At 69.9% G+C, this 7,075-nt stretch carries 3 protein-coding genes and 4 tRNA genes; 5 read left to right on the top strand and 2 right to left on the bottom strand.

The genetic code is table 11. The features are described 5' to 3' along the window. Positions 1–1,166: 1,166 nt before the first annotated feature. The 5 genes from HCC78_RS31015 to HCC78_RS30995 all read left to right on the top strand — a co-directional run bounded on the left by HCC78_RS31015 (position 1,167) and on the right by HCC78_RS30995 (position 3,265). Positions 1,167–1,243: transfer RNA gene (locus HCC78_RS31015), tRNA-Asp, on the top strand. Positions 1,244–1,394: 151 nt separating this feature from the next. Continuing rightward, on the top strand, positions 1,395–2,687 hold the full coding sequence (gene fucP / locus HCC78_RS31010; protein ID WP_172332591.1) for an L-fucose:H+ symporter permease: 1,293 nt from the start codon (positions 1,395–1,397) through the stop codon (positions 2,685–2,687). 71 nt (positions 2,688–2,758) lie between these two features. After that, positions 2,759–2,835, top strand: a tRNA-Asp gene (locus HCC78_RS31005). A 138-nt stretch (positions 2,836–2,973) separates the two neighbouring features. Beyond that, positions 2,974–3,050, top strand: a tRNA-Asp gene (locus tag HCC78_RS31000). 138 nt (positions 3,051–3,188) lie between these two features. Then, positions 3,189–3,265, top strand: a tRNA-Asp gene (locus HCC78_RS30995). A 94-nt stretch (positions 3,266–3,359) separates the two neighbouring features. On the opposite strand, the gene HCC78_RS30990 is transcribed toward HCC78_RS30995, so the two are convergent. Beyond that, the gene (locus HCC78_RS30990; RefSeq protein WP_172332590.1) at positions 3,360–4,397 is read right to left on the bottom strand and encodes a M42 family metallopeptidase; all 1,038 of its coding nucleotides are present in this window, start codon (positions 4,395–4,397) and stop codon (positions 3,360–3,362) included. A 78-nt stretch (positions 4,398–4,475) separates the two neighbouring features. After that, positions 4,476–6,665, bottom strand: coding sequence for a selenide, water dikinase SelD (selD, locus tag HCC78_RS30985; protein ID WP_172332589.1), 2,190 nt, complete (start codon positions 6,663–6,665; stop codon positions 4,476–4,478). Between the last annotated feature and the right edge of the window lie 410 nt (positions 6,666–7,075).

Genomic DNA, 7,075 nt, shown 5'->3' with positions numbered 1-7,075 from the left:
GACCGGCTGAGCCAGACCACCCCCGCCAGCGGGATCTCATCGGCTGGCTGAAATCTCCCGACGGATGCAGACCCGCTACCGAAGGCCTGACCCCAGCTGCGTCCGTGGGCAGCCGCCAAGATTGCGCCACCGGTTCGGACGAACATTGACCGCGCCAATGTCGGCCGGCCATATGCGGTCCGGCTCCACGGTCCGGAAATTCTGCCGCCGAAGGGGGGCGATCCCCGGATTGAGTCGCCTGCGGTCCGCGGCCACGCCGCCTTGGCGGAAAGATCCCGCTGCCTTTCATGAGCTTGGACACGTCTACTTCGGAACCCGGATGCCTTGGCCGCTAAGCTCGGCGTGCATGCGCGGGGTACCTTGGCGTCGGAGGATGGCTCCGGAAATTCCCGGATCACCGGCCGGAGGATCTCGCTGGCCTTCTGTTGCGCCCGGAATGAAACAAGTTCCGGCTGACCGAAAGCACGCGGCAAAGCGCGGCCCCGGGGCGCGACCCGTCCAAGCGAGAGGGCCTTTGCGCGGATGGCGTGTCCGGCCGCGCAGGGAGCGATGTAGGCGAGCTTGCCCTTCGCGGCTTCGCCGCCCGCCGAGCGAAGCCGGCACGGTCGCGTCACGGGTCCGAGGCCGTGACCGGCGCCGCAGCCTTGCGCATGACCTCCACCTCTTCCTTCTGTCGGCGGCTCCCTCGCCGGAGTTCGGGCAAATCGGCGGCCTCGGCCTGCTGCTGCCGGAACGCCTCGGCCGAATCCGAGGTTGCGAGTTCAAGCCGCCCGTCTTTCAGCTGCGAGGGCGTCCCGCCGCGCTTTCGCAACGCTGGTCCGAGTGGTGCCCGGCGCGGAAAGCGGCGCAACGGCCTGCTCCCTGAACGTGGCCGCGAAGTGGCGGCGGGGCTGTCTGCTGGCAGGGATCCCTCTCTCTGCGCGCAATGTCCATCAGCCAGGGACTCGGGGGCGAGCTCCTCTCGCCGCCTCTTGCATGGAGCGGATTGACGAGGCCAAGGAGGCCTGGCGGCGCGGCGACTGGGCGCATGGCCGGTTCCCGCTGCCGGCAGGCGGTGGCGCGGAATTCATCCGGCGCCGGAGTCCGGGACGAACTGCGGGGGAGGGAAGAAAGCTGCGAAAAGCTTCTTGACCTCTTCCGCGGCTATCAGTATTCCCCCGCCTCACGCGGTTGTAGCTCAGTTGGTTAGAGTACCGGCCTGTCACGCCGGGGGTCGCGGGTTCGAGCCCCGTCAACCGCGCCACTTCGGTGGCTTTCCCTCCAGTACGAATTGCAGTGACATCCGCCCCGGCGTTCCGCCTCCGGGGCTTTTCCGTGTTTGCGGGCGGTTTTGGCGCAGCGACAGGGAACTCCTGATTAGTCTACAAAGTTTACTAATTAAACGGGAGGTGTGCATGTCGACGGAATCCGCAATCGCCACCGGGCGCAGGGGCGCCCTTTCCGGGGGCAGGCTGCCCTTCGTGCTGGTCGTCACCTGCTTCGCCGCCTGGGGCGTAGCCGCGAACATGACCGATCCGCTGGTGCAGGTCTTCTCGCGGATCTTCTCGATGAGCACGCTGCAGGCCTCGCTGGTGCAGTTCGCCTACTACGGCGCGTATTTCTGCCTGGCGCTGCCCGCCGCCTTCATCAACCGCCGCTTCTCCTACAAGACCGGGCTGCTGACCGGGCTGGGCTGCGCCATCGCAGGCGCGGTGATGTTCTACCCGGCCAGCCTGATGATGACCTACGGCACCTTCCTGGCGGCGCTTTTCCTGCTGGCCGGCGGGCTGTCGATTCTGGAGACCTCGGCCAACCCCTTCGTGATCGCGCTGGGGTCCGGGGAGACCGCGACGCGGCGGCTGAACCTGGCGCAGGCCTTCAACCCGGTCGGCACCAATATCGGCGTGTTCCTGTCGGCTGCGCTGATCCTGCCGCATCTCGACCCGGCCACCGCCGAGGACCGCGCCCGGATGGGGCAGGAGGCGCTGCTGGCCATGCAATCGAGCGAGCTGCAGGCCGTGATGGTGCCCTATGTCGGCTTCGCCGCGGTGCTCGGGCTGATCTGGCTGGCCATCGCGCTCTGCCCGATGCCCGCTGCGGGCGAAAGTGCGGCTGCCCGCGACCATGAGGTGCATTTCGCCGCGACGCTGCGGCGGCTGCTGTCGAACCGGCACTACGTCTTCGGCGTGGCGGCGCAGTTCTTCAATGTCGGGGCCCAGACCTGCGTCTGGACCTTCACCATTCCCTATGTGATCGCCGCGATCGGCGGCACCGAGGCCGAGGCCGGCTGGTACCTGCAGGCCAGCCTGGCCGTCTTCCTCGTCTCGCGCTTCGCGATGACCTGGGCGATGGGGCTGGTCCGCCCCGCGCGGCTGCTGGCGGCCATGGCGCTCTTCGGTGCGCTGCTCTGCGCCGTCGCGGTGTCCGCGCCCGGATGGACCGGCGTCATTGCGGTGGTGCTCTGCTCCGCGGCGCTGTCGCTGATGTTCCCGACGATCTACGGCATCGCGCTGGAGGGGCTGGGCGAGGACACGAAATTCGGCTCGGCCGGGCTGGTCATGGCGATTCTCGGCGGCGCGCTGATGCCGCTGGCCTTCGGCGCCGTCTCCGATGCGGCTGGTCCGGTCGCGGGCTATGCGGTGCCGGGTGCCTGCTTCCTGCTGGTCGCGGCCTACGGCGTCTTCGACCTGCGCGCATCCCGGCACTGAGAATTTTTCGCAGCTGCCGCAGGGAAAGCTCTTGCCCCCTCCCGCGGGCATCGCTATACGCGCCGGACAACGCGGTTGTAGCTCAGTTGGTTAGAGTACCGGCCTGTCACGCCGGGGGTCGCGGGTTCGAGCCCCGTCAACCGCGCCACTTCCTCTCCGGAGGGCATGCAAAACCCGGCCATTCGGCCGGGTTTTTGCGTTTCCGGACCGCGCCCGCCTTTCATCAACTTTCCGTTCCGAAAGCTCTTGCCCCCTCCCGCGGGCATCGCTATACGCGCCGGACAACGCGGTTGTAGCTCAGTTGGTTAGAGTACCGGCCTGTCACGCCGGGGGTCGCGGGTTCGAGCCCCGTCAACCGCGCCACTTCCTCTCCGGAGGGCATGCAAAACCCGGCCATTCGGCCGGGTTTTTGCGTTTCCGGACCGCGCCCGCCTTTCATCAACTTTCCGTTCCGAAAGCTCTTGCCCCCTCCCGCGGGCATCGCTATACGCGCCGGACAACGCGGTTGTAGCTCAGTTGGTTAGAGTACCGGCCTGTCACGCCGGGGGTCGCGGGTTCGAGCCCCGTCAACCGCGCCACTTCCTCCCCGGAGGACATGCAAGACCCGGCCCCGCGGCCGGGTTTTTGCGTTGCTCCCTCTCCCCATGGGGGAGAGGGCCGGGGCGAGGGGGATCAGAGCCCGCCCAGATAGGCCGCGAGGATGTCCTCGGCCGCTTCCAGGTCGCTCTTGTGGATCATCTCGCAGACCGTGTGGATGTAGCGCGTGCCGACCACGATCCCGACCGCCCGCGCGCCCGCCGCCGCCTGCTGTGCCGCCGCGCCGTCCTGGCCGCCCGCGCGCAGCATGGTGCGCTGGAACGGGATGCCGCGGCTGTCGGCCAGCGCCGCGAATTCCGCCGCCAGCGCCTTGTCCGCGATGAAGGACGAATCCCGCAGGTGCAGCCCGAACCCGTCGCCCTGCTTGGTCACCCGGTCGGTCTCGCCCACGCCGGGCGTGTCGCAGGCCAGCGTCGTGTCCACGCCGATGCCGATATCCGGCGCGATGCCGGTTGCCGCCGTGCGCGCGCCGCGCAGCCCGACCTCTTCCTGGCAGGTGAAGGCGACGTGGATCTCCGCCTCCGGCGCCTTGCCGGCGAGGCTCTTCAGCGCCTGGATGCCCAGATAGCAGGCGATGCGGTTGTCCAGCGCCTTCGACACCACCTTCTCGCCCATCTCCAGGAAGGGCTCGTCCATCACCACCATGTCGCCGACCTTGACGATGTCCTTCGCCGCCTTGCCCAGCCCGAGATCGACGTAGAATTCGTGCACCTCCGGCACCTTCTTGCGCTCCTCCGGCGAGGAGATGTGCAGCCCCTTGCCGGCCGGGTTCATCACCCCCCTGAGGTCGCCGGTATCGGTGCAGACCAGCACGCGCCGCGCGAACAGCGTGCGCGGGTCGAAGCCGCCCACCGGCAGGACATGGACCCAGCCCTCGTCGGTGACGTGGCTGACGAGGAAGCCGATCTCGTCCATGTGGCACAGCAGCATGACCTTCAGCGGCGCCTCGCCCTTGCCGTTCTTGCGGCACAGCAGCGAGCCCATCGCGTCGACCTTCACCTCGTCGCAGAGCGGCAGCACCTCGGCGCGGATCAGGTCGCGCACGCGCTCCTCGCTGCCGGGCACGCCGGGGGTTTCGCACAGCCGTTTCAAGAGGTCGAGATCGAGGGGCATGACGGACTCCGTTTGTCTTTCCGCCCCAGTATCTAGCCGTCCGCGCGGGAAATCCATGTCTCCCCGCGCGGCAGATGGTCAGGCGAGATGCAGCCCCGGAGCGCCTTCGGCGACGCGGCCGATCACATGTGCCTCGCCGCCCGCGGAGGCAATCTCCGCCACCGCCTCCATCGCGGCCATCGGCGGCAGCGCAGCCAGAAGCCCGCCGCAGGTCTGCGGATCGTGCAGCAACTGCGCCCGCGCCTTCTCCGTCTTGCCGGCCAACTTCCAGATGGTGGCGGCTCGGTTGTCCTCGAAGATGGTCGAGCGGATCCCCGCCTTGCAGAGCTCCAGCGCGCCCTCGAACAGCGGGATGTCCTTCAGCTTCAGCTCGATCGCCACGCCCGAGGCCTCCGCCATTTCCAGCGCGTGCCCCGCGAGTCCGAACCCGGTCACGTCGGTCATCGCATGCGCCCGCGGTGCCAGCGCGGCGGCGGCCGCCGCCTGCGGCTCTGCCATGCGCCGCAGCAGCCCCGCCACCCAGGCGCCCTTCGCCTGCATCTGCATCTCGGCGGCCAGGATCGTGCCGCTGCCCAGCGGGCGGGTCAGCACCAGCACGTCGCCCGGCCGCGCACCGCCCTTCGACACCGGCTGACGGCCGCTCAGCCCGGTGACGGTGAAGCCGATGGTCGTCTCGGCCCCCATCGTCGTGTGCCCGCCGGCCAGCGCCGCGCCGATCCGGCCGCAGAGGCCGCTTGCCGCGGCCGTGATCTCGGCCAGCGTCCGTTCCTGCAGCTCCGCGGTCATCCGCGGAATCACGATCTGCGCCAGCGCCACCTGCGGCGCCGCGCCCATCGCCCAGACATCGCCCATCGCGTGGTTCAGCGCGATGCGCGTCATCAGCTCCCAGTCCTCGGTCACCGCGCGCAGGTGGTCGGTGCTGATCACCTGCCAGCGGCCGCCGGCCTTCAGGATCGCCGCATCGTCGCCGGGCCGGTTCTCCAGCTCCGCCGCCTGCGGCCGGCCCAGCCCCGACAGCGCCTTGCTCAGCGCGCCGGGCCCGACCTTGGCGCCGCAGCCGCCGCACATCGGCTTGTCCGAGGGAACCGCCCGGCGCAGCGCCGGGATCGCGCCCTTCGGCAGGGGCGGCGCGGCCATCGCCGGCAGGTCGTCGAATTTCTCCATGAATTTCCGGTCGATCCGGTCCTTCCAGCGCCACATCATCGGCCCTGCCAGCGTCATCGGCCCCTTCTGTCCCAGCGCCTCTTCGGGACCGAGCGAGATCAGCTTCAGGTAGCTGCGCTGCGGCCGGAAGGGGCGCAGCGGCCGCTCGGCCAGCGCCGCGCGCAGGTTGGCGTCCAGCACCTTCGCGGCCCGCACGGCAAAGACCCCGGCCTTGGGCCGCGGCGATGCGCTCAGATGCGCGCAATCCCCCGCGGCGAAGACGGCCGCGTGGCTCAGGCTGCGCAGGCAGGCATCCACCGCGACGAATCCGTTCTCCAGCGCCAGCCCGGTCCGTGCCAGCCAGGGCGCAGGCGTGGCCCCGGCCGCCCCGACGGTCAGCGCAGCGGCGACCAGCCGCCCGTCCGCCAGCACCGGACCCTCTGCGGTGATTGCGGCGATTTCCGCATGCTCTGCGACAGCGATGCCGCGGGCTGCCATCCGGGCCAGCAAGGCGTCGCGCGACCGCGGGCCGACGCCCGCCAGCACCGCGCCGCGGTCGATCACCGTCACCTGCGGCGCCGCGCAATCCTGCGCCAGGCGGTGTTGCATGGTCAGCGCCAGCTCGATCCCGGCCACCCCGCCGCCGACCACCGCAACCTGTGCCGCGACCTCGCCTGCCGCCGCGCGCCGGGTGAAGTCCCGCCAGCCGGAGGCGAAGGCGGCCAGCGGCTTGGCGGCCAGCGCGTGGGCGGCGAAGCCGGGCAGGGCGGGCATCCGCGTGGTGATGCCGATATCGATCGAGCAGAGGTCGTAGCCGATCGGCGCGCGCCCCGGCACGGCCACGGTCCGCGCCTCCGGGTCCAGCCCCGCCGCCGCGCCGTCGACCAGCCGCGCGCCCGCGAAGCGCGCCAGCCGCACCAGGTCGATTTCAAGGTCGTCCTGCGCGTAATGCCCCGCCACGTGGCCCGGAAGCATGCCCGAATAGGCCGCCACTGGGCCGGGATTGACCAGCGTCAGCCGCACCCCCGGCACCGGCTTCATGCCCCAGCGGCGCAGCACCAGCGCATGGGTATGGCCGCCGCCGACCAGGACGAGGTCGCGCACCAGGGGATGGGCTGACTGCATCTGTGCCTCCGTGCATTCCGTGCCGTGCTCTAGCCTGCCGCGTCCCCTGCCGGAAGCCGCCGGCGCAAATGCCGCGGCTTTCCGGCGGAGTTGTGAATTTTTGTCGCGGAAAGCCTTTCGGGATGGCCGCGAAAGGTAAAGCCAACTAGCCAAACCGGGATGCGTTGACCAAGGAGCAAGCTGCGTCCGGCATGCCATGGGCAGCCGGAGCGGTCTCCGGCCCGGTCGGGATGCCGGGCGCAGGGGAACTTCGTAGGGCGGCCGGCCCTTGGTCAGCGGCAAGGAAACAGCAGGCCGGCGCTGCGGCAGCCGGCACCCAGTGAAACGCGGGAGAGACGTATTGAGACTAGGATTTGTGGTTGAGTTGGGGGTTGGGGAGCGGCGTGTTGCGCTTGTTCCCGCGACCGTCG

It is taken from the genome of Mangrovicoccus sp. HB161399 (assembly GCF_013184745.1).
GTDB lineage: Bacteria > Pseudomonadota > Alphaproteobacteria > Rhodobacterales > Rhodobacteraceae > Mangrovicoccus.
This window is presented reverse-complemented; position numbering and strand designations above follow the sequence as displayed.